Annotated in this window: 16 protein-coding genes; 5 read left to right on the plus strand and 11 right to left on the minus strand. The window is 41.2% G+C overall.

Annotated features, from left to right (window positions below):
• Nucleotides 1-30: 30 nt before the first annotated feature.
• Both DFQ12_RS05105 and DFQ12_RS05110 read left to right on the plus strand, forming a co-directional pair.
• The gene (locus DFQ12_RS05105) at nucleotides 31-1,023 is read left to right on the plus strand and encodes a 2-hydroxyacid dehydrogenase (RefSeq protein ID WP_120257917.1); all 993 of its coding nucleotides are present in this window, start codon (nucleotides 31-33) and stop codon (nucleotides 1,021-1,023) included.
• Nucleotides 1,024-1,053: 30 nt separating this feature from the next.
• Complete coding sequence (locus DFQ12_RS05110) at nucleotides 1,054-1,974, plus strand: DMT family transporter (protein WP_120257918.1); 921 nt, start codon at nucleotides 1,054-1,056, stop codon at nucleotides 1,972-1,974.
• 31 nt (nucleotides 1,975-2,005) lie between these two features.
• Here DFQ12_RS05110 and DFQ12_RS05115 read toward each other — a convergent pair whose 3' ends face one another.
• On the minus strand, nucleotides 2,006-2,344 hold the full coding sequence (locus DFQ12_RS05115) for a winged helix-turn-helix transcriptional regulator (RefSeq protein WP_120257919.1): 339 nt from the start codon (nucleotides 2,342-2,344) through the stop codon (nucleotides 2,006-2,008).
• A 118-nt stretch (nucleotides 2,345-2,462) separates the two neighbouring features.
• On the opposite strand from DFQ12_RS05115, the gene DFQ12_RS05120 reads away from it, so the two are divergent.
• Complete coding sequence (locus tag DFQ12_RS05120; RefSeq protein ID WP_120257920.1) at nucleotides 2,463-3,917, plus strand: MFS transporter; 1,455 nt, start codon at nucleotides 2,463-2,465, stop codon at nucleotides 3,915-3,917.
• On the opposite strand, the gene DFQ12_RS05125 is transcribed toward DFQ12_RS05120, so the two are convergent.
• The 6 genes from DFQ12_RS05125 to DFQ12_RS05150 all read right to left on the minus strand — a co-directional run bounded on the left by DFQ12_RS05125 (nucleotide 3,914) and on the right by DFQ12_RS05150 (nucleotide 13,150).
• Nucleotides 3,914-4,864, minus strand: a complete 951-nt coding sequence (locus tag DFQ12_RS05125) for a hypothetical protein (protein ID WP_208642438.1) — start codon at nucleotides 4,862-4,864, stop codon at nucleotides 3,914-3,916. The two genes, DFQ12_RS05120 and DFQ12_RS05125, sit on opposite strands and share 4 nt — an antisense overlap.
• Before the next feature lie 80 nt (nucleotides 4,865-4,944).
• Complete coding sequence (locus DFQ12_RS05130; RefSeq protein ID WP_341867853.1) at nucleotides 4,945-8,088, minus strand: error-prone DNA polymerase; 3,144 nt, start codon at nucleotides 8,086-8,088, stop codon at nucleotides 4,945-4,947.
• On the minus strand, nucleotides 8,088-9,590 hold the full coding sequence (locus DFQ12_RS05135; RefSeq protein WP_120257921.1) for a Y-family DNA polymerase: 1,503 nt from the start codon (nucleotides 9,588-9,590) through the stop codon (nucleotides 8,088-8,090). Before DFQ12_RS05135 ends, DFQ12_RS05130 begins: the two co-directional genes overlap by 1 nt.
• Nucleotides 9,587-10,333, minus strand: coding sequence for an ImuA family protein (locus DFQ12_RS05140; RefSeq protein ID WP_120257922.1), 747 nt, complete (start codon nucleotides 10,331-10,333; stop codon nucleotides 9,587-9,589). Before DFQ12_RS05140 ends, DFQ12_RS05135 begins: the two co-directional genes overlap by 4 nt.
• Nucleotides 10,334-10,474: 141 nt before the next feature.
• Nucleotides 10,475-11,209, minus strand: coding sequence for a LytR/AlgR family response regulator transcription factor (locus tag DFQ12_RS05145; RefSeq protein WP_120257923.1), 735 nt, complete (start codon nucleotides 11,207-11,209; stop codon nucleotides 10,475-10,477).
• A 12-nt stretch (nucleotides 11,210-11,221) separates the two neighbouring features.
• Nucleotides 11,222-13,150: a sensor histidine kinase gene (locus DFQ12_RS05150; protein WP_120257924.1), complete on the minus strand. Its 1,929-nt coding sequence runs from the start codon at nucleotides 13,148-13,150 to the stop codon at nucleotides 11,222-11,224.
• 528 nt (nucleotides 13,151-13,678) lie between these two features.
• On the opposite strand from DFQ12_RS05150, the gene lgt reads away from it, so the two are divergent.
• Nucleotides 13,679-14,506 (plus strand): prolipoprotein diacylglyceryl transferase, encoded by an 828-nt coding sequence (gene lgt, locus DFQ12_RS05155; RefSeq protein WP_120257925.1) that lies wholly within the window; start codon nucleotides 13,679-13,681, stop codon nucleotides 14,504-14,506.
• 33 nt (nucleotides 14,507-14,539) lie between these two features.
• On the opposite strand, the gene DFQ12_RS05160 is transcribed toward lgt, so the two are convergent.
• A complete protein-coding gene (locus DFQ12_RS05160) occupies nucleotides 14,540-15,202 on the minus strand; it encodes a response regulator transcription factor (protein ID WP_120257926.1) in 663 nt (220 codons plus the stop codon).
• Between the two features lie 324 nt (nucleotides 15,203-15,526).
• Here DFQ12_RS05160 and DFQ12_RS05165 point away from each other — a divergent pair, with 324 nt between their 5' ends.
• On the plus strand, nucleotides 15,527-17,599 hold the full coding sequence (locus DFQ12_RS05165) for an ATP-binding protein (protein WP_120257927.1): 2,073 nt from the start codon (nucleotides 15,527-15,529) through the stop codon (nucleotides 17,597-17,599).
• Nucleotides 17,600-17,850: 251 nt separating this feature from the next.
• Here DFQ12_RS05165 and DFQ12_RS05170 read toward each other — a convergent pair whose 3' ends face one another.
• The 3 genes from DFQ12_RS05170 to DFQ12_RS05180 form a co-directional block, all read right to left on the minus strand.
• On the minus strand, nucleotides 17,851-18,930 hold the full coding sequence (locus tag DFQ12_RS05170) for a phytase (RefSeq protein WP_120257928.1): 1,080 nt from the start codon (nucleotides 18,928-18,930) through the stop codon (nucleotides 17,851-17,853).
• 10 nt (nucleotides 18,931-18,940) lie between these two features.
• Nucleotides 18,941-20,203 carry a right-handed parallel beta-helix repeat-containing protein gene (locus DFQ12_RS05175; protein WP_120257929.1) on the minus strand — a complete coding sequence of 421 codons (1,263 nt, stop codon included), beginning with the start codon at nucleotides 20,201-20,203 and terminating at the stop codon, nucleotides 18,941-18,943.
• A 66-nt stretch (nucleotides 20,204-20,269) separates the two neighbouring features.
• The gene (locus tag DFQ12_RS05180) at nucleotides 20,270-23,053 is read right to left on the minus strand and encodes a TonB-dependent receptor (protein ID WP_120257930.1); all 2,784 of its coding nucleotides are present in this window, start codon (nucleotides 23,051-23,053) and stop codon (nucleotides 20,270-20,272) included.
• Nucleotides 23,054-23,248: the final 195 nt, after the last annotated feature.

Raw genomic sequence — 23,248 nt, forward strand, 5'->3', positions numbered from 1 at the left:
ACTGTATATTTACTTAGGAAATACAATTTTATGAAAATAGCTTTCTTTTCAACCAAACCATACGATAAAATATTTTTTGAACGGGAAAACGAAACCTACGGTTTTCAATTCAATTTTTATGAAACCCATCTCGGACCTCATATTGTCAATGCAATTGACAATGAAGAGGTTGTTTGTGTTTTTGTCAATGACAAGTTAGACCGTAAGGTGATAGAAATCCTTGCTCAAAAAGGCGTAAAATTAATCGCCTTGCGATGTGCAGGTTTCAATAATGTAGATTTGGATGCGGCGAAAGAATTTGGTATCCAAGTCTGTCGTGTACCCGCATATTCTCCTGAAGCCGTTGCCGAACACACGATGGCTATGCTACTGACACTCAATCGAAAAACACATAAAGCCTATAATCGCGTTCGTGAGCAAAACTTTGCCTTAAACGGCTTACTGGGCTTCAATATCCATCAAAAGAAGATTGGTGTTATTGGAACAGGTAAAATCGGTAAAGCGTTTATCCGAATTGCCCTCGGATTTGGAGCGGAGGTCATCGCGTATGATCTGTATCCTGATCAGGATCTGATCGCAGCCGGTGTTCAGTATACAACTCTTGATCAATTATTTAAGGACTCCGATATCATCTCATTGCATTGCCCCCTTACACCAGACAACCATTACCTCATCAACAAAGAATCGCTAGCAAAAATGAAAGATGGGGTTACCATTATCAATACGAGTCGTGGTAATCTTATTCATACCAATGATGCCATTAGCGCATTAAAAGAGCGAAAAATAGGATTGCTAGGAATTGATGTTTATGAACAGGAAGAGAAACTATTTTTTAAAGATCTCTCCACCGTCATTATCGAAGATGACACCATTCAGTTGTTGATGAGTTTTCCAAATGTTTTGGTTACAGCACATCAGGCCTTTTTCACAACAGAAGCATTAACCCAAATTTCTCAACGCACATTAAAAAGTATTGCTGATATATTGACCACGGGCACGACCGACAATGAGGTGATCTTATAGCAGTACATCCAAAGGTCATTAATTTTTAACATGAATAATACAGAGAACAATAAAGTTTTGAAAGGCTTTTTATTGGCTGTTAGCGCAGCCATACTTTGGGGTGTTTCCGGAACTTTTGGTCAATTTCTTTTTCAACAACGAGGGGTAAATGTCGAATGGCTGATTACCATTAGAATGTTGGTAACAGGTGCTGTCCTCTTAATTTTAGCAGGAGCAAATAACCGCCGGGACTTATGGTCTATCTGGAGCAACCGCAAAGATGCCATTGACCTGCTCTTATTTAGTATTGTCGGTGTACTTGCTGTTCAATATTCCTATTTTGCTGCGATTAACTATTCCAATGCTGCTACAGCAACGGTGATGCAATACACTGGTCCGGTTATGATCGCGATCTATATCGCGTTAAAAGAGCGGAAATTTCCCAATGGCAAAACATGCCTGGCAATTTTACTGGCCGTATTAGGTACGTTTTTGCTGGTCACCCATGGTAAAATAGGAACATTGTCGATCTCTGGAATTGCGCTGTTCTTTGGATTAGTGTCGGCAGTAACACTGGCCTTTTATACCTTACAACCTGTTCATCTCCTTAATAAGTATAAGTCAACAGTTGTCATTGGCTGGGGTATGCTCATCGGCGGAATTGCATTTTGTTTTGTCAGGGCTCCTTGGGATGTAGCTGGTGTCTGGGATATACAGACCTATAGCTATACGTCATTTATCGTTATTTTTGGAACCCTCATCCCTTTTTACGCGTACCTCACAGCAGTCAAATTAATTGGCGGTCAAAAAACCAGCCTTCTCGCTTCCGCTGAACCTTTATCAGCGGCATTACTGGCGGTATTATGGCTTAATACACCTTTTGCCTTTACAGACTGGATGGGTACTGCTTGCATTATCCTGACGATTGTTTTATTGGGGACATCGAAAAAAGAAGAAATGCATACTGTGTAGACAACTACCAGGATGCATTTCCTAATCCTTCCTATACACGCTCACTTTTATAGCTTAACCACCATTCATCGAGCCGCTCTATAATTGGTAACAATGTTTTTCCCAGATCGCTGAGTTTATATTCTACCCGTGGTGGCGATTCTGCATAAATCTGTCGGCACAGGATACCATCGCGCTCCAACTCCCGTAATTGTACCGTTAATGTTGTCTGTGCCATATCATCCATTTCCCTTCGTAATTCCCCAAACCGCTTAGGACACTCCCTTGCAATGGCTTTGATCAGTAAGACCTTCCATTTTCCGCCTATAATCTTGAAAATACCATTGACATCGCAACAACTTCCAAAAAACTCACTTTTTTTTTCGTCCATAATCACCTCATACTGACCATTAGTTCATAAAACCATACCAAGTACATAATTTATAACTACTTGATCATAAAAAATTTCCAAACTACTTTTGACTATAAAATTATCAAAAACTTTCTATATGCGCTTCCAAATTAAAGATTTGCTTCATATTTCTATCCTATCCATTGGCATCTTTTTGTTTGTCATCGATCTATTCATTATCAATGTTTCTTTACCGACCATACAGCATGCCTTGGATCTGAGTAATAGTGCAACGCAATGGATTATTATTCTATATATTATTGGGTATGCTAGTCTGTTGATCAATGCAGGCAATGCCGGGGATTATTTTGGCAAAAAGAAATTATACCTACTGGGGATGGCCGGTTTTACTTTTGCGTCGCTCTTATGTGGACTGTCAACCAATATCTATTTCTTATTACTCGGCAGGCTGCTCCAGGGAATTAGTTCAGGTATGATGGTACCACAGGGCATCGCATTAATTACCTTACTTTTTGAAGATGCGACAAAACGATCAATGGCATTGGGAATATATGGCAGTATTGCAGGTGTTGCCTCTGTCATTGGTCAGCTGCTTGGAGGATTGCTTCCTGACCAATCCTGGATACAGGAAAGCTGGCGTCTTATTTTCTTAATTAATATTCCCATTGGTATCCTTGCCTGCATTGCCGCTTATCGTTATGTCCCTAACGATCAGGCAAACCCCAAATCCACAATCTCATTTATACCGATGCTGAGTTTGTTTGTACTTATGATAGGCATGATATACCCCTTGATCATGGGACCTGAACTGCATTGGCCGATCTGGTGTATCCTGCTGTTGGGGACCGCGCTTATCTTAACATTGCTGTTCCTGAAAAAGCAGAGGAGAGTATACCAAACCGGACAACAGGCGCTTTTTAACTTCTCACTATTTCGCAGCAAGGTTTTCAACCTTGGTCTGATAGCAGCACTAGCCTACTACATGGTCCAAGATGCCTATTTTATTATTAATTCCAATTATTTGCAGAATCACAAGAGCTACACGGCTACGATGACCGGTGTCGCTTTCGTTTACCAAGGTATTGGGTATGTCGTTGCAAGCCTTATGGTCAACAAGTTGATTCAACGTTATGGGAAAGCAGTGGTACTGGTCGGATTGGGCACAATGGTTATAGGTCTGTTCTTTCATCTGCTCGTTCTCAACAAAGAGACTATCGCGACTGATCAGCTTCATCTGCTCTTTTTCATTTATGGGCTTGGATGTGGTAGTGTACTCCCCTCCTTGATGACACTCGCATTAAAAGATGTCAACAAGGAATTAATTGGGGTAGGATCTGCCATCTACCTCACGATACAACAGCTATCTATCTGCCTCGGTATTGCTTTTGTTGTCGGACTTTTCCTACATGAAAAGGGAAACACCTTCTTCCAGCTGAATAATATTACTGCTGCATATGGTTATGCGACGACAGTATCGATGCTATTACTCATCTTGGTTGTCTGTTGTATTGCCTACCTCCCCACAATTGGGAAAAAGAAAGACAATGGTATCACCGCTCAGCAAAATCATGACTGTGAAGTACTGAATTAATCTTTTCCTTCGTATTTTTTGAATAATGCATAATCATAAGGTATGTGCATACTGAGGGACTTTGCTTCCCATGTATCTCCACCTTCAGGAAGATAGAAATCATAGGCGTTGTCTAGGAAATTCTCCCCATTGGGAGCTTCTTGCCAAGTCTTCTTTTCGCGGTTATAGAGTAATATCATGCAGCTTACACAGTGTTGGTTGCCCTCTTTCTTGGGGTTTTCATAACATTTGCCAATTTTGATATTCAGCTTTTGTTCAATAATAACATCTGTCAATCGTCTATTCGTGAGATAGATTAAAGCCAATTGTGCATCTTCATCTGTGGGAGACTTCTTGGCAGGAATTAATTTATCAAATTGCGCGTTTTTAATCTTTGCTATCTCAGCCGATTTGAATTCAGGAGCAAGAAGATTGGTATCTACAGGACGAAAGTCCTCCACATCAGCTACACGGGTAACACCGGGTTCTAAGGAAGATCCCCGTGCTGCCGTATCAGCATCCAATGCAGCCGTCCCCTCATCATTTTTACCAAATACCTGAGCTAGTTCCGACAAATGATGTCCGATATGGTTAAAACCAACAACATAACGTAAAAAAACAAAACCTATCACAAGTACAGCTAAGCCTATTATTAAGCCCTTTTTACTCCCTGCCCCTTTGCTTTTGTCTTTTTCTACTTCCAAAAAAGAAGATGGTACAGGCTCTTGACGAACCGTGGAATTGCTGAGAGAAACTTCGTCGTAATCAACTAAAAATAGGTCTTTACCATCGAAAAGATCAATATCACCTTCCTCAAACATTTGGACAATATCGCGAGCCGTTTTCAATTTTACATTTGCGCGATTGGCGATTAGTTTAATTGCACCATCATAATTGTCTTGTTTAATTAAATCTATAATTATTTCTTTATCGATTTCGATCTTGTTGACGAGAATAGTTTTGTTCATCTGCTTGTATCTTCTTTCAGTTGATTCCTGTTATGTTATGTTCTTTATGATATTCAAAAATGAGATTAATAAATGGAAGATCAATGAAAATTTCTTCCTTTATAAAAAACATCATTCACTTGCTCATCTTCATCTGCCAGATTTTTTAATAAACCGGACATATCAAAACAGCGTTCGGCAATGATATGGATCACCTCTCCCTCTACCTGTACTTTTCCGGCAACCATAAACAATTTAGCCCGAAGGATCTCCTTTCGGTATTTTTCGAATATTTTACTCCAGATAACCACATTTGCAAATCCGGTATCATCTTCAATGGTCACAAATAGCACGCCTTTGGATGTCCCCGGACGCTGCCGCACTGTAATTAATCCGCATACCTTTACGGGCATATTATTTTTGATCAGGTTTAATTTTTCGGTTGGTACAACATGCAGAAGATCTAATTTGTCACGCAGGAAACTCACGGGATGCGCTTTGATGGACAACCCGGTTCTCGCATAATCCGCTACAACATGTTGGCTGGGGCGCAACAAAGGCAGCTCAATCTGCCCTTCTATACTTTGTGGTGAAGGTTTCCCTTCAAATAATCCAATGGGACGATCTCCTAAAGCAGTGATTTCCCACAATGCCCTCCGGCGATCGATGCCCAGTGAACGGAAAGCATCTGCTTCAGCCAGCCTTTCCAGCCCAGACAGGGACAGCCCAACTTCCATCAGCGTTGTGATCGCCGAATATCCATGTTGGCGCATCGAGGTCAGCAACAGCGCTTCTTCTTCCGAAAACCCCTTGATCTGACGTAAGCCCAAGCGCAGCGCATGTGGGAGCCCCATTTCCCCTTCCAGGGTATTATCCCAAAAAGAATGGTTGATATCTATGGGGAGAACTTTCACCCCATGGCGCTCCGCATCAATAACAATCTGCGCAGGCTGATAGAATCCCATAGGCTGACTATTGAGCAAGGATGCTGCAAAAATATCGGGATAATGGCATTTGATCCATGATGAAACATAGACCAACAATGCAAAAGAAGCCGCATGGCTTTCCGGAAAGCCGTAACTTCCGAATCCTTCCAGTTGCCGAAAAACCCGTTCGGCAAATTCTACGGTATAATCTTTCTTCACCATACCGTCTATCATCTTTTGTTTAAAGACTGATACCTGTCCTTTTGCTTTAAAGGTCGCCATACTGCGCCGCAGTTCATCCGCCTCGGCAGGTGTGAATCCGGCCGCAACGATCGCAATCTCCATGGCCTGCTCCTGAAAAAGCGGAACACCCAACGTTTTTTCCAGAATCGCCCTAATTTCTTCTTTAGGATAGTCCACATCCTCTTCTTTATTACGTCGCCGCAGGTACGGATGCACCATATCCCCCTGTATCGGCCCCGGACGTACAATGGCTACCTCGATAACCAGATCATAAAATATCCTTGGTTTTAGTCGTGGCAACATGGACATCTGCGCCCGGCTCTCAATCTGAAATACCCCTAGGGTATCGGCATGACAGATCATATCATATACCTTTGGGTCTTCAACTTCTCCAATCTTGGCCAACGTCAGATCCAGCCCATAATGCCTTTTGGCAAGATCAAAAGCTTTCCGGATACAGGTCAGCATCCCCAATGCCAGTACATCTACTTTGAGAAAACCCAGCGCCTCCAGATCATCTTTGTTCCACTCCAGGTTGGTTCGGTTATCCATGCGGGCATTTACCAAGGGACAGAGTTCATGCAGATTACCCTGTGTAATAACAAAACCACCGGTATGCTGCCCCAGCTGCCTTGGAAACCCGATATACTGATGTGTCAATTCGAGTACCTTACGCAAATGCGGATCGTCGGGATTAAAGCCTTGCTCCTTCAAACGCTCCAGATCAATATAATCATCCCAATGACTGCTGATCACACCGGCCAGACGGCCGACAGTATCCATGGATAGCCCCATGGCTTTCCCGACATCACGCACAGCTCCTTTGGCGTGTACCTGTGTTACCGTCGCCACAATAGCCGCACGGTTGCGGCCATATTTCTCATAGATGTACTGAATCACCTCTTCGCGGCGTTCATGTTCAAAATCGACATCGATATCAGGTGGTTCATCCCGCGCATCGGACATAAACCGTGCAAAGAGCAACCTGAATTCAGCAGGATTGACTGAGGTAATGCCTAGGCAATAACAAATCGTCGAATTGGCCGCCGAACCACGTCCTTGACATAAAATACCCCTTTCTTTTGCAAAACGCACATAATCATAGACGGTCAGAAAATAAGAAGCGTAGCCTTTCCGCTCGATAAAATCAAGTTCCATCTGGATGGTATCCCGGATGGCATCAGGAATCTGATCACCAAACCTATCTTTTGCCCCTTTCCATGTCAAATAGACCAATTCTTCCTGCGCGGTACGCCCATTAGAAGACAGCTCATCTGGATAAACATATTTTAGATCATCCAGGGAGAAGCTACATGCTGCTGCTATTTCCATTGTCCGTGCGATGGCTTCAGGATAAGGTCTAAACAGGCGCTCCATTTCCGCGATGGGTTTCAGATAGCGTTCGGCATTGGGATACAATTTAAATCCTGCATGCTGAATGCTGCATTTCTCCCGGATGCAGGTTAAAACATCCTGTAGTTCCCGCCGTTCGGGTACATGATAATAGACATCCCCCAAAGCAACAAGGGGAATAGCAAGGTTGTCGCCCAATTGTTGCATACGGAACAGGAGCTTTGCATCGTCACCACGGTATAGCCGTTTGACCCCCAAATACAGGGCCGCGCCCAGTTGCTGCTTATATTCCGTTACAAAAGCGAGAAAATCGGCTTCCAGTTCAAATTTGGCCGTTAACCGGGTGGGTGGACAAATGATAAATCGAATTCCTTCCCTATACTGATAAACATCCGACCGATAGAGATGACATTTTCCTTTTTCAGCGCGCAGATTGCCTAAAGTCAATAAGGATGATAACCGTCCATAAGCTTCTTTATCGGTTGGATAAGCCAATAAACTTGGACCATCCTGTAAGTCCAGGCGACAAGCTGGAATAAGTGTAATACCATGCTTCTTTGCGGCAGTATGGGCGCGAACAATACCAGCAAAACTATTCCTGTCAGTAACCGCAATTTTGCGGTACCCCAATTGTGCTGCACGTTCCATCAGTTCTTCCGGATGGGAAGCTCCTTCCAGAAAACTAAAATTGCTCGTTACCTGTAATTCACAATAACCCATCATTATGCAAAAAAACCATGTAAAAACCATTGATTGGGCAAACTGTCGTCGTAATGCCCCGAACGGTAAAGCCAAAATCGCTGACCTTTCTCATCCTCAACGGCATAATAATCACGATGTTCACCTTTATCTATCCACCATTCCCGTTCAATGCGCTCTGGCCCATCCGCCTTTTTAATGGTATAGACTTCCCCTTTGTAGCGAAATAACAATGGTGGATAATCGGGAATAGGTGCTGTAACCAGAATAGGTTCTGGTATGCTCAACAAACGTGTGGGCCGGGGTCTTTCCGTTTGCCAGTCAACAGTGGCGACTTCCTGGACTGAACCGGCAGTTTTCATGGAGCGCTCAGGCCAATAATGTGCTGCGGGCAAATAACGTGAAATATCACAGTTGGGGTCTCTGCTTTTCAGACGGTCCAATAATTCGGTCACCATGGGATTATCTAACCCAATGCGATTGCCCCATAAATTCTCCTGCACAGGATCGGCCTCTTCAACCTTGGGTACCTCCAAGATAAACAGTTCAATACCCAATGCCGGTTCTATTTGTGCGATCTTCAAGGCAAATAACTGAAACAGGTGATGTTCATGCGCTGTCGCCCGATTGGTTCCGATGTTGATCTGTTCGATTTTTCCGTCCACACGGTGACATTGCAATACCGCCTCCCGTACACCTTTACCCTCCCCAATCAGGCGTTTACAGATTGCATGTAAAAGCTGCTGGAGGGCAAGCTCAATACCATCGGCTGTACGGATCGGTTCCAGACAGGGCAACCGTTCTTCATAGGGAAAGATTGGCTTTATGGAAACAATAAATTCATCTTCATGCCCGATAGCCTGATCCAAGCGGAGAAGCAAATGATGTCCGAAACGTCTGCGTAGTGCAGTACGTGGCATGGCCGCAAAACTTCCAATTGTTTTCAAGCCAAGGCTTTGTAATCGTGTTAATACAGGGGCTTCCAGTCGTAGTGCCGGGGCGGGTAAAGTCAATAAGGCATCAAACTGCCTATCCGTCTTTACAATGCTGTTTTCCTTGCCAAAACGGGCTATTGCCCAAGCTGCACCGATGGTATCCGCAATACTCATCTGTACATCGTAGCCATGTTGCTTAAACCTGGATACAATATGTTGGATATAAGATTCTTCTCCACCCCAGAGGTGGGCACAACCACTGATATCCAAAATCATTCCTTCGGGCGGGTCTACCGCTACGACAGGTGTATACCTGATACACCAATGTGCAATGCTATGGAGCAATTTTTCCGTTAACCCCGGACGTTCATTGATCACTTTTAAGGAAGGTAAAAATGCCTTTGCATCAGCAATGGCCAAACCGGGATATATACCTTCCTGTTCAGCCAGATGATTACTGGCATTGACGATCAGCTTTCCATGGGTGGAAATCGCAAATACAAAAGGTATTCCCCTGAGCTGGGGATGCCCAACAGCCATCCAGTCTGTTTTTAGATGGCGAAACCACAGGGAGGCAAATCGCTTTTTCATGCCAATCCCCGGTTATGATAAGATTGTGCCCAACCTTCAGTCTCTTGCCTTGTTTTAGCAACAGGCTCAAAGCCGCCGGCAGTCCATGTCATCTGCCATCGCCCCGGATTTCCGTTCCGAACTTTCAACAAGGCTATATCCCAACTTGGATAACCAATTCCCGGCAGTCCATCTTCCAATAGACTCGGCCGTGAGCTAATTTTCCATCGTGCAGCACAGGCTGTTGCTCCCAGCAACTTCGGGTTGTGCTGCAGGATAAATCCCGTTACTGCACTTTTCTCCACAGCCAGCTGCAAGCGCCGCGACTGTACAAAGTCCAAATGATGTATCTCCGCCAGTACAGCTGTTATCCCTTCACATTTTAGGGCCTCCTCCATCGCCCATAAAACATCCTTTTCCCGTTCCATACGGACGAAAATGACATTTTCAGGAACAACACCAAACGATTTCAGGGCCGTGGGAAATAGTGTATGAAAACAGCTTATCCAAATACAAATCCCACCATTACGCATCAGCTTGCCCAACAGACCACTGATAAAACCACAAGAAACGGCTCCCCCTACCCGATCAAAACTAACAAATTCGTGAATCACTCCCCTTGGGAAAATTCCATTGGGAAAAGCCTCTTCCAATGGACCAAGGCCCATCGGAATTACATCAGCTGATTTTTGTGGTACTCCCTGCCATACCAGCAGGTCCTTTTTCAATTGGCCGATTAAAGCTTTTTTTTCTGTTAATAACATAGCCACCTCCGTCTTAAAGTTTAAGCAAATTTAATACTAATAATTTTAGTATTAAAACGAAGTTGCTATATTTTTTAGTTTACTAGAGTTTACAAATAGGGATAAACCTTCTTTTCGGTTCCAAAAGAACTTACGTTTCCATTAGAAATCATTCAGAAATTGCTGAATAACATCCTTCTTTCTCGTCGCTACAGGAATCATTTTACCATCCGCCATCTCCAACTGACCATCCTTAAAATATTTTTTAATATAGTTTGCATTGATCAGATAAGATTGATGACATCGGATAAACTCTGTTTCAGGCAACATGGTTTCGAAGTGTTTCAATACTTTAGAAACCATCATAGGCTTGTTGTCCTTGATATAAAATGTGGTATATCCCTTGTCGCCATGGCAATAAAGCACATCGTCAATATTCACAATCTGTGTATATTCAAAAGTGCGTAAGGCTATTTTTTTAGGTTTATTAGGCGCTTTTAGATAGCTCTCAGCCATATTTAACTGCATGCTATTGAATCGATATTCAGTATTCTTTTTATAGCATTTTTCAATCGCCTCGATAAACTGCTCAGGCACCAAAGGTTTCAACAGATACGCAATGGCTCCGATATTAAGTGCTTCAATGGCGTATTGATTGAATGCTGTAATAAAAATCGTATTGATATCCAATTTAAGTTCAGAGAGAAAGGATAAACTTGAACCATCTTTCAGCTGAATGTCAGCCAAAATTAAATCAGGGTTGGTTGCCAGTAGCTCCCGCTCAGCCTGTGCAATAGAAGGGCTGTAACCGACGATTTGAACATAAGGGATACTATCCAGGAGTGACTTTATATACAAGTATATATTATACTCATCTTCAAGAATATAAACTTTCATAATATTGATTTTTTAGTTAAAATATAAAACAAGTGGAATATAAATTTCGACTTTATAACCACGCTGATCATCGCTATAGTTTGGTGTTATTTCAATCCGTGCTTCCGGTTCAGCATCCACAAACAAAAGCTCCAAGCGTTCTTTTGTAATGATCTGCGATAAGGAGGTCTTATGGGGAACCTGCTCCTTAGATACCTGCATCCCCCAGCCATTGTCACAGATGCTGACATGCAGTTGATTTTCATGTTTACGGAAAGAAATCTCCAGTTGTCCCATATAAGGTAAATTCTTAAACGCATGCTCAATAGCGTTTTCCACAAATGGCTGTATAATCATCGGCGGAATCATGACATCATCCAGATCCAGATCGTCGGTCTCAATCTGAAAGCCAAATACATCTTGATAACGCATCTGCTGTAAAAGTATATAATTATTTAATGATTTAATTTCCTGATCCAATGAAATATATTCTTCCCTATTCAATTCGAGAATATCACGGATCTGACGCGATAATAAGAGCAGATATTGATTAGCCTTTGCCTTTTGTTCGCTACTGATCAATCCCTGTAGGTTGGCGATAGCATTGTATATAAAATGTGGATTCAGTTGGTTTTGTCTGGTTTTTTGTTCTAAAATAAGCTGTCTATTCTCCGCGAGAATACGTTGATTGATATTCTGCAACAATTTCTGTTTGTTTCTGAAATAGATAAAAAATGCAATACTGAATACCAGGGCCAATAGAATAACAAATATCCAGCGTTGTTGGACCAATATCTTATGATTGAATGCATTTGTCGTTCGCAACAGCGTAATCGCCTGATCCTTTTTCTCCGTTTGGTATTTTGTATTGATATCGTTGATTTTTTCGGCCTCGATCCGCTGTGTGCTCCGTTTATAATCTTGAAAACTTGAATCCAATGCAAAATAGGCCCGTTCATAATCTCCTTTTAATGCATAAGCTACTTGCAGATTTTTATAATAAAACATTTTATTATGGTTAATCTTATGCTTTTTAATAAATCGGAGACCAGCATTAAAATAAAATATGGCCGAATCCACCTGATTATTGTTCAGGAAATTCTTACCAAGATTTGCAAAAATATATGCATTGAGGGTGTTGGATGCTGCTAAATAATTGAAGTACTTTTTGGATGTTTCTATTGCTTTGGAATTGTTGTTGATACTAAAATAATACTGCGACTGTAAGTCATACATACGCATGATGATGGCCGAGTCTTTTGTTGCATTTGCATAGTGTTTACAACTGTCCAGGGTACCTTTTAGTTTTTCAAAATCATGCAAAGCCATATATTGCATAAATTTCATCTCCTGATAGGCCTGAGAAACATGTGCATTCGATTTATTGGGATGATAATGATACCAAGACTCAACATCCTTTAATGCCTGTCTGTAGTCTGCCTGTCGGTATTCCGCATTGGCCAATAGATTATAAAACAGAAAAGTGAACACACTTTCATGTGCTAAAGCATATTCTTTGGCATCAATAATCTGTTCCATCATCGTTCCGCTGGTTACGTCATGAAAACTGAAATTGGCACGAATCCCCAGATAATCCTTTAAAACAGCCAAATCCGAGGATAATTTTTGCCCTTCCAGATTTTTTAAAGCAATTTCGACGGAATCTATATTGTCATCCAATAAATATTCGTAGGCCAACAGAATCGAACTGTAAGGAGAATGCTCAAAATAGCCATCTTTAAGCAGTTCATTTCTTTTCTTGTGTACAAGGGCTGCACTCCTGAAATCTTGTGTTGAAAGATAGCTCAACATCACATTCTCATAGCTCAGGTCAAGAGAGTCGTTGGCTACGATTGTAGCCTTCTGTGCGTCCTGGGACTTATTCTGATGACAAGAAAATAACTGGACCAGTAGTAAAATCACGATAAGACAGTAAAACGCTCCAGTTCTATATAATTTCATCCGAATATCTATTAATTCACTTTTGTTCTTCTCCAAAGGTATACTTATGTCCTTCTGTAATTTAAAATAATAATGCCACTATGATGAGTACGATATTTTAAACGTTAAGGTATAACGCTCATCAAAGTTCCGTTAATAAGTATTCGAATATCGGAATATTCCAACAAAACAATATACCTGAGTTCAAAAATATTTAACTTTCCTGATATTTAAGTATGACTCATAATGGATAAAGATACACAGAAGTATCCTACCTACGATTCATCCTTAAGCAGGTAGGTCCACCATCTTTAAATCAAGTTGTTTATAACAAAAAACTTCGTCATGCGGTCTTATTGATAAACAAATATACAGGATCGAAAAAAGATAAATCAGGCATTTTAACAATCGTACAGGCAGCATCAATATTTGTATTGAATGACCTAGTTTTCGAACCAACAACGCAACTTTGAACTTATTTTCATGATTTAATGTAACAAAAGACCATCTTCTTATACTAATACCATACACTAAATATTTTAAGGCATAATGACGAGTAGCTTAATATTGAATTTCATCACTTGGGATGTCAATAGCGACATCTTTACCATACCGATCATCAATCACCCTGTCCGTTGGTACGGCATATTTTGGCTACTTGGAATTATCCTATGCTACAGACTGTTATGGACAATGTTTAAAAAGGAAGGCCGAGCCATCGAATTTTTGGATCAGCTCAGTATCTATATTGTCCTGGGTACAATTATAGGTGCACGTTTGGGGCATGTCTTATTTTATGATCCCTCGTATTATTTCAGTAATCCGCTAAAGATCTTCGCCATATGGGAAGGTGGTCTGGCTAGTCATGGCGGTGGTATTGGTATTTTGGTCGCTATTTTCTTGTTCGCGAAAAAGCAAAAGCTTCCCTTCCTTTGGGTTGCAGATCGAATCGCATTGGTGGTCCCTATTGCTGGAGCGTGTATCCGCCTGGGTAATCTAATGAATTCCGAGATGATCGGTACGCCAACAAACATGCCCTGGGCTTTTATCTTTACTTCTATTGATCAAATACCACGACATCCGGCTCAATTATATGAAGCGTTGTTTTGTATGATACTATTCCTGTTACTGCGTTATCTTTGGACAAAACCAATCCTAAAAAACAACATTGGAAATTGCTTTGCCTTATTGTTGGTCTTATTATTCACTTTTCGATTTTTAGATGAGTTTCTAAAACTCAATCAGGAAGATTTTGAAAGTTCATTGTTCATTAATATGGGACAACTACTGAGTATCCCATTTATACTTATCGGATCTGTTTTACTTGTCATCAACAGTAGAAAAAAAACACAACAGCAGTTGCAAACCAAAAGTTAGTCAAGCAGGAATCGATTGGATTATTTTAATAGACTATTTGAGAATACCGGATTGGAAGGCAACCTTAACAAGTTCTGCCGTATTTTTCACATTCATTTTTTCGATCAAACTTTGTCGGTGGCCCTCTATTGTGCGTTTGCTCAAAAAGATTTTGTCGGCAATCTCCATATTCGTAAAACCATCAGCGATCAATTTCAGCACTTCAAGTTCGCGGTCGCTGATATCAAAGTCAGGTAGCGAACGGTTTGGTAAATCCGTATAATTTTCACCGGAGATCACCTGATCAAGCAGCGCCATACTGATTTCTTCACTCATATATTTACCACCATTAGCCACATGGTTAAGTCCAAAAAGAAGCTCGTTATAATCCACGTTTTTAAGCAGATAGCCCGAAAGTCCATGCTCAAATCCCTCAATAACATAATGAATCTGATTCAACATCGAAAGGATAACAACCTTAATGGACGGATACTTGGCTTTGATCACACGCAACAACTCCATGCCGTCCATATGATCCATACTGATATCCGTTAAGATAATCTCAGGCAATAATTCATTGCTTAGAAGTTGTAGTGCCTCATTGCCATCCGAAGCCTCCCCGATGACGACAAAGTCCTCCTGAGATTCCAATAACAATTTAATACCATTACGTACGACCATATGATCTTCAACCAATAGTATCTTCACCTTACTCATCTTTTGCAATATTTAATAAAAATTTATCTTTCTTCTTTCTCCGAACAGTATGCTACTATGGAGTTCAGTTGCATTTTTACTTTGGAAAGACCCAGAAACCTCTTGTACCTCCAGCCCTACTCCGCTTACTGTCCAAACCGGTACAACCTGAATAAAGGTACAAAATTCTATCCATTTAAAGGACTTTATAAAGACATTCCATTGGCGCTTATTTCAGCAACAGAAAACCATTAAACACTAAATTTTAAAGAAAGTTTCGAAAGGATCTGGAAAGGGAACAATATTTGTTTTAAACTAAATAGCATTTTATTTTTTTGAAACTTTATGATCCGTTCCGACCAAGATATTTTAACTATACTCAGAACCGCATCGGGAGCTTGTGCGATTTATGATAGTCATGAGCTTCATATATCCTATGCCAGTGCAAGAATGCTCCAGCTGTGGAATTGTGATGAAACTGTCCTTGGTCAGCGGCTGGAAGATTGTATTATACAGGATGATCTCCATGCTCGTATCTCCAAATTAAAACAGGTGTGGTTTAGCAAGAAACCCCTGCTAGAAGAAAATGTATCAATCAGACTTGACCTGGAAGGGCAATCCGATAGGTATAACTGCAGCATAAAATACCAGCCCCTTAGCAATGCAGCAGGAGAAATGTATGGTATATATCAAGAAATAAATATTATTCCCCATCCTATGCCGATCGCCCAACAGTCGGATGAAAAGAATAACATTGAGCAAAAACTTCTTGAAGATCTACTGACCCCAAAATACAGTCTGGAAGGAAACATTCACGCAGTCACCAGTTTAAATAAATATCCATTACCGGACCGGGAAACCAAAAATTTAAACCAGAAACTAAAAGCAGCACTAAAGAAAATCATTGAAAGCGAAGAGCATTATCATTTTGCACTACAATCTGCCGAAATGGGGACTTGGAATCTAAACTGCAAGAGCTACATTGTACACTGGGATGAACGTACACGTGAGCTCTTTGGCTTTGCCAAGGGTGAGACTGTTCCTTATAGCGAGGTTTTACGCTATATACACCCCGAAGATAGGAACAGAATAGATCGGGAAGTCAAAAAATCATTGAGTTATCAAAATAAGGGTGTTTATGATGTACAGTTTCGTACCATTGGTGCCGAGGATCAAAAGTTACGCTGGCTCCATTGCAAGGGAAAAATGTATTTTGATCAGGACCAACAGCCGGAATGGTTTGCCGGCACCACGCTGGATATTACACAACAGCATGCAGAGCGTGAACAACTGGAGGCCATCAATACCCTGATCGCAAAGAAAGACCAAGAGTTTAGAATGATCGTGGAGGCTGCAGGAATTGGCATCTTTTCCATTGATCTGGAATCAAGGAAAATGGAACTCAATGATCAATGTCGCGAGCTTTTTGGCTTTGATCACCAACGAGAAATACAGGAAGTGGATTTTTTCACCCAGATCCTACCGCAATACCGGGATAAGATACGTCATATCTTTCAGGAGGTTGTATCCAAACAGTCCCCATTTGACTGTCAATGTGAAATAGAAGATAAAAAAACAGGCAAAATAAAATGGCTTCGATCTGTTGGTGGTGGACAATTATCGGCCGATTCAAATAGACAAATCATATACGGTGCGATATTCGATACAACCAACGACAAAGAAGAGGAAAGAAAAAAACTGGACTTTATCAGTATCGCAAGCCATGAATTGAAGACTCCTTTGACTTCGCTGATTGCCTATATACAACTGTTGCTTGCAAGGGAACAGACACTCAGTTCGGAAAAACGGCTACAATATCTCCATCAGTCAAATGAGCAGGCTACACGTATGCGTGGACTAATCGAGGGTTTCCTGAATGTATCCCAGCTCAATGAGGGGAAATTATTGCTCCACAAAAATACATTTCGTATCTGCACGCTAATAGATTATATCCGTAACATCTATTCGCTAAAACCCATCAAGCATTTTATTCATTATACCGGAGCAACAGATTCTAAACAGGAAATTGTCGCTGATCGTGATAAGATTGAACAGGTGATCATTAATTTTATCGACAACGCTATTAAATACGCTCCCACCAATTCGACCATTATCATGGATGTCCTAGTGGATGATGATTATTTCAGTGTAAAAGTCAGCGATCAGGGAAGAGGCATCAATGACAAGCATCAAAAGCAGATTTTTAACAAATTCTATCGGGTGAATGATTCAACAGATAGTTACGCCTCTGGATTCGGCATTGGCCTGTTTATCTGTCGTGAAATTATCCAAAAACATCAGGGAGAAATTGGTGTTGACAGTACACTTGGCGAAGGTTCAACATTCTGGTTTAAAATCCCTATCCGTTGTCAGGAATTACCTGTAACCACAACGCATAAAACCTCTAAACAGGATTGATTAATGCTTTGCTTACACTGAGAAAGACCATATTTCTTTCTGAGAGCTTGATTCGCTATCACCAATAGGAATCAGCTGTAGCGTATAAAATGTACGAACAGGATGGATGAAGACTTCACTTGTGTTATCACTGCACGGACATCCAGGATCTTAAAAAACAATAGCAGTAAGGGCATTATTCCTTAAAAAAGCAACAGCTGTACGTCAATTATACAACTGTTGCCTTATACTTTATCAGTCTTCTCTAAAGACTATTTCTTTTTTAGCTCCTGCCCAGCGATATCTTCCCAACGGTAATAGTGAAAAGTCTTATCATCGCTCATGGCAACAAATAAACCATGCTGAAATGTATCGTTTAGACGGATAGACACGACGTCCGAACCATCACTGTGTGTAGCCATAACGGGCACCGTCTTTAAATAAGTATGTTCAAATGGGTTTGCCTTTGTACCCTCACGGCTAAAAATCTGAAAGCGGTTAGCCCCTTGATCGGAAACCAAAATATAGCCCGTACTATCCGTCAATTTATAAATTGAAATACCCTCATGGTCTTCTGTGAAACCTTCGGTCGCAAACAAGGCCAACTGTTGATTTCCCTTTGCAGGATCTGCATAATACTGTTTCACCCCCACTTGTTCATCCGAATAGTAGATATAGCCGAGTTCATTGTCTACAGCGATGGCTTCAATTTCTTTCTTTCCACTAAAAGAACCAAACTTACGGACTAAGGTGGCCTTCACAGCACCGGCACCATTATCCGTCAAGAGATATTGGCCCAAGTACCCCTCTTTGGGACCATTTTTTCTTCCCACAATAGCATAGATCTCCCCCTTCGGTGAGGTATAAAGTGCTATTCCCATCAGATCCCTGAAATCAGGTTCTGTTTCCCCTACAAACATATCCAATCCCCCCTGATCGATTGGTTTCATATCTGGCAACGAGAATACGCGTAGTTTATGTGTCATACGTTCTGTTGTCACAGCGATATCGACAGGTTTCCCTCCGATGATCAAACCATAGGCGATATCCACATTATTTGGGCGTTTCAAATTTGAGACTACCTTATCTTTAACAATTTTACCTTGTAAATCGTACACAAATAAAGCGCCATCCGCATCTTTGTCGGTTGCGATGACCAGACTTTTGCTGGGATCGGTTTTATTGACCCAGATCGCAGGATCATCGGAATCATAACGTACCGCATCAGTAACAAAAACAGGTTTAATGGAATCCGTTGCGGGCGTATTCGTTTTTGGGTTATTACAGGAGACTTGCAGTAATGTCGATGCTGTCAAGCCAAAAAATAGTATTGTTTTTAACGTTGTTTTCATGTTGAATTAATTAAAATTTGGCACCAAAAGCACCAACATAAGTTGCAGGTTGTGGAGAGCTATAGGATAAACCATTTGATAGTGTCAATCCGTCTATAAAATGTGGTTTGAATGCTAACGTACCAGCTTTCAAAGCGGTTGAATTTCCTTGTAGGTGGAAATCCCAGGCTGCATTAAACACATAGTTATCACCAGGAGTTTCTAATGGATAGTTCACAAATTTAGGATTGTTCTCCCCTGCCAATTTGCCCCTGACATCATTGGTACCTTCAACGATATCATTCTTTCCGACCTGAAATTGATCCACCGTCAACTGATCATAACCATAATACCAATTGTTGCTTGATACCGAGCGCTTATCTTCGGGCTTCTTGGGATCGCGTTTAACCCCGAATCGGGTATTGGCAAACAGATTATTGTACACCTCCGCTTTAACAGAGGCCTCTAACCAAACCGAACCACCTTTTGCTGTCGGCCGACGCCAACCCGTATTCAGCATGGTATTGTTGTAAACGATGATATGTGCCTGTGGTATTCGGTCTCCTGAGTTGGAAAGCTTTAAGGCATTAGTATTGACACTGTAGACCAGATTATAGGCTACATCAGCGAGACAACCCGATTTAAAGTTCATGGCCTCCCCCCCAGTGACGCCATTCGAGAAGAAACGATTGTTAGCGAAGATAATTTTACCACCTTCAATATAGGTACAATCTTCATGAAAATGACTGATTGTGCTATTTTGAACAATCAGTTTCCCATCAATATTGGAAAACCATAATGCGGGTAGCGCTTCCCCAGCTGTCTTTTTATATAATCCCATTTTGACAGACATTGAAGCATCTGAAGTAACTGCTCCCCCATATTCGATAATGGTATGGTCTAAAACTAACTCCTGACAACTGGGTGCCGCTAAAATACCACCCCAAAGCTTTCCAAATTCATTGGTTTTGGATTTGTATTTATCTTCTACGGTAAATTTCACCGGATTTTCAGCTGTACCTAGCGCATATAGATTTCCCAACACCACGATTTCAGCTTTACCAACAGAGTCCATTAACACCGTCACGCCCTCCTCAATGGTCAATGTTTTTCCTTCGGGAATAATAATATCACCTTTAATATGCTGGATACTCCCCTTACTCCAAACGCCGGAAACTTCACCAATAGCACTACCATTGGCATCAGAAGTATCCACGTCAATATTTGCCTTTTCACAGCCTGCTAACAATGCGATTGAAAGAGCTGTAAACAATAAAATAATGTTATTTTTCATCTGTATATTTCATTATGAGCATGTGCTCGATTTATTTAATTATAATATGCTAAATGCTTCACAAACCTATTTATTCAGATTATAGCGTAGACCAAGGATATAATTTTGGCCATATAAATCCTTCCGAATAAGCGTATTACCACCCTGCACGAGCTTTTCCATAATCTTATCATTCTCAGGATTTGTCCCCTTCACATACAGTTCCATAGGTGTATTTAAGATATTATTGGCTTTGGCGAAAATTGCCCATCCTGCACGGAATTTCTTTTCCACAGAAGCATCAAGTTGAATAAATCCCTTTTGCCATAAATCATTATTCAAAAACTGGGAAACGGTATTGATCCGAGATCCGGTATAAGATCCAGCCAATTGTCCTTCCCAACCTCTGTTAGCATCTTTGTATAACAAGGATAAATTAGCTATATGTGCTGCTTGTCCATAAAGAGGGCGAGTTTGATCCAAAAAGATAGGATCGGGATCCTGCGTAACTTCATTCGTCTTACGGGTCATTTTAGTGGTCGTGATGCGCGAATGCGTGTATGTATAATTTGCCTTAACACCAAATTTTTGGATATACTTAATATAATCAACCTCTAAGCCGAAGTTTTTAGCAGTCCCAAAATTCCCAGGTGTATAGTAAACGTCCTGCCTACGTACCTCATCAGGCTGAAAAGTGTACTCGATGGGGTTTTTAATCTTTTTATAAAACATCCCCACAAGAAATTGTGATGACGCTTCTGGGAATAATTCGTAACGCAAATCAAAATTATCGGCCAACGCGTGTTTCAAATCTGGATTCCCTCGCTCCATAAACTCCTCATTGACAACACTAGATGGAACAATTTCGTAAAATCCAGGGCGATTTAATGCCCGATAGTAAGCTGCATGAAGTTGTTGCTTTTTGTCCAAATGATATTTAATCGTTAAACTCGGCAACCATTCTGTATAAATCTGGGATCCCTCAGGTCTCTTTTCTCCAGCAGGGAATAATAATTTATACCCCTGATTCGTATGTTCCATACGAATACCACCAATCATTTGTAGCTTGTCATTCTCATAGTTGAACATACCGTAAACCGCCGTCGTTTTTTCATCAGCATCGTAGGTCAATGCGTTAGCCACAGCACCAGTGGCATTACTGACAGTCAATTGGAGATCCGTATATTTCTGAAAATCAACCCCATATTTATACTTCGCCTCATCAGAGATCGGAGAAAGGTTATAGTTATTATAGAAGCTACTCCGTTGTTTGTCACGATATAAACCACCAGTGGAAATCTCCAGTTTGTTTTCTGCCATCGGCACTTTATAAGCGAGGTCCCAATAGCCGGCTCGATCCTCATCGGTATTACGTTCCCAACGATAAGTCACTGGCGACTTGTTTACGAGAGAAGTCCGTCTACGTTCGAAGTTCTCTTCTACTCCATCTAAGCTAATTGTCGTGTTCTGCGGCAACTCATTGCGCGCCGAAGACAAGACACCCGACCAGCGAAAATTCAAACGATTATCCAAAAAATGATGGTCGCCTTGGAGGTTACCAGTGTAGATCTGTTGTTGTGTCTTCCTGCTACGGGTCACATAGGTCAGCTCTGACTTACCGATACTTGGATCGTACTGTCCATTGTAAATCGTATTGACCGCATCACGTAATTGAAGGTTGTTCAAGTTCACATACATCTGGTAAAAACTCAGCCGATGGTTTGGGTTGATTCGATAATCAATTTTATTATGCAGTCCCAAGCGTTGTTGCTGTTCATCATATTGTCGGTCACTCTGTTCGGTAATGACCGCATTGGGATTGATATCAACGACAGACGATTTGTAAAAAATAGAACGACTGCCGCGATGAAGGTTTTGATAACTTGCCCCTAGTATGACCCCCAACTTATCATCTAAATAGCGATTACCAATCGTTAGATTACCGATAAGATCTGGTGATGGTTTTTTATACGTATAGTCCAACGTTCCCTTATCAAAATCAGCGGAAGTAGCATTATAATTTTTCCCATGCAGTTCATAAGGAGATTTTGACGAAACCCCGTTGGTGGAAAAACTACCAAAATCCCGATTAAAATACCGTTGGCTATATCCTGTAGCCAAGTTAGCCTGAAACAATAATTTGCTTGGAGCAGATTTCATGACCATATTCACGACACCACCAATGGCATCAGCCTCCATATTTGGCGTCAGGGATTTGTAGATTTCCAATCGCTCCAACATATCCGATGGGAATAGGTCCAAGGGTACATAGCGATATTTGTTGTCAGGACTGGGGACTTTCACGCCATTGACCAAAGTCGTATTATAACGTTTGTCCATTCCCCTTAAAATAGCATACTGCCCCTCACCATTCGAATTCCGTTCGATAGAAACACCCGAAACACGTTGCACAACATTTGCCACTGTAATATCTGGAGAGATCTCAATTGCCCGAGCTGATACGACGTTCATGATCTGTGAGGCATTCTTTTCTAGTCGACGCGCGCTTGGATCATCATCGCCGCCATTTCGCTTTCCTTTAACAGTTACCTCCATTAAAGTTTGTTCACTTGAGGTAAGCTGAAAAGTAAAATGAGGCGTATTTTCTTTTTTAATCTCAATTTCTTTAATCAATTCAGTATAGGCCACATGTCGAATATGGACTTTATCTGTACCTGCGGATAGTCCTTTGAATTCAAATGAACCATCCAATTGTGTCTTGGTTGACAAACCACTTTGTTCGAGGAACACGGTAGCACCGACAATGGCTTCCCCTGTTTGTCCATCCAGGACTTTCCCCTTGATCTTGGTCGCATAAGCGGCGCTGATCGAAATACTGGAGGCAAGCAATACCGTTAAAACGTTTTTCATTTTTAATAGATTATTATGAATCTCTGATTGTTGCTGCAAATATGATAGCCTGCAACAGATTCACAAAATCTTTGGCGTTACAAGAAAGAAACAAGCTGAAACAGGGGATCAACTAGAGGGAATCAACCATAAATAAACAACTGAAATAAAGACAATTACAAATAAAATAAGCGCCATTAACCTTCAGTTACCCTT

The sequence above is a fragment of the Sphingobacterium detergens genome (assembly GCF_003610355.1).
Classification (GTDB): Bacteria; Bacteroidota; Bacteroidia; order Sphingobacteriales; family Sphingobacteriaceae; genus Sphingobacterium; species Sphingobacterium detergens.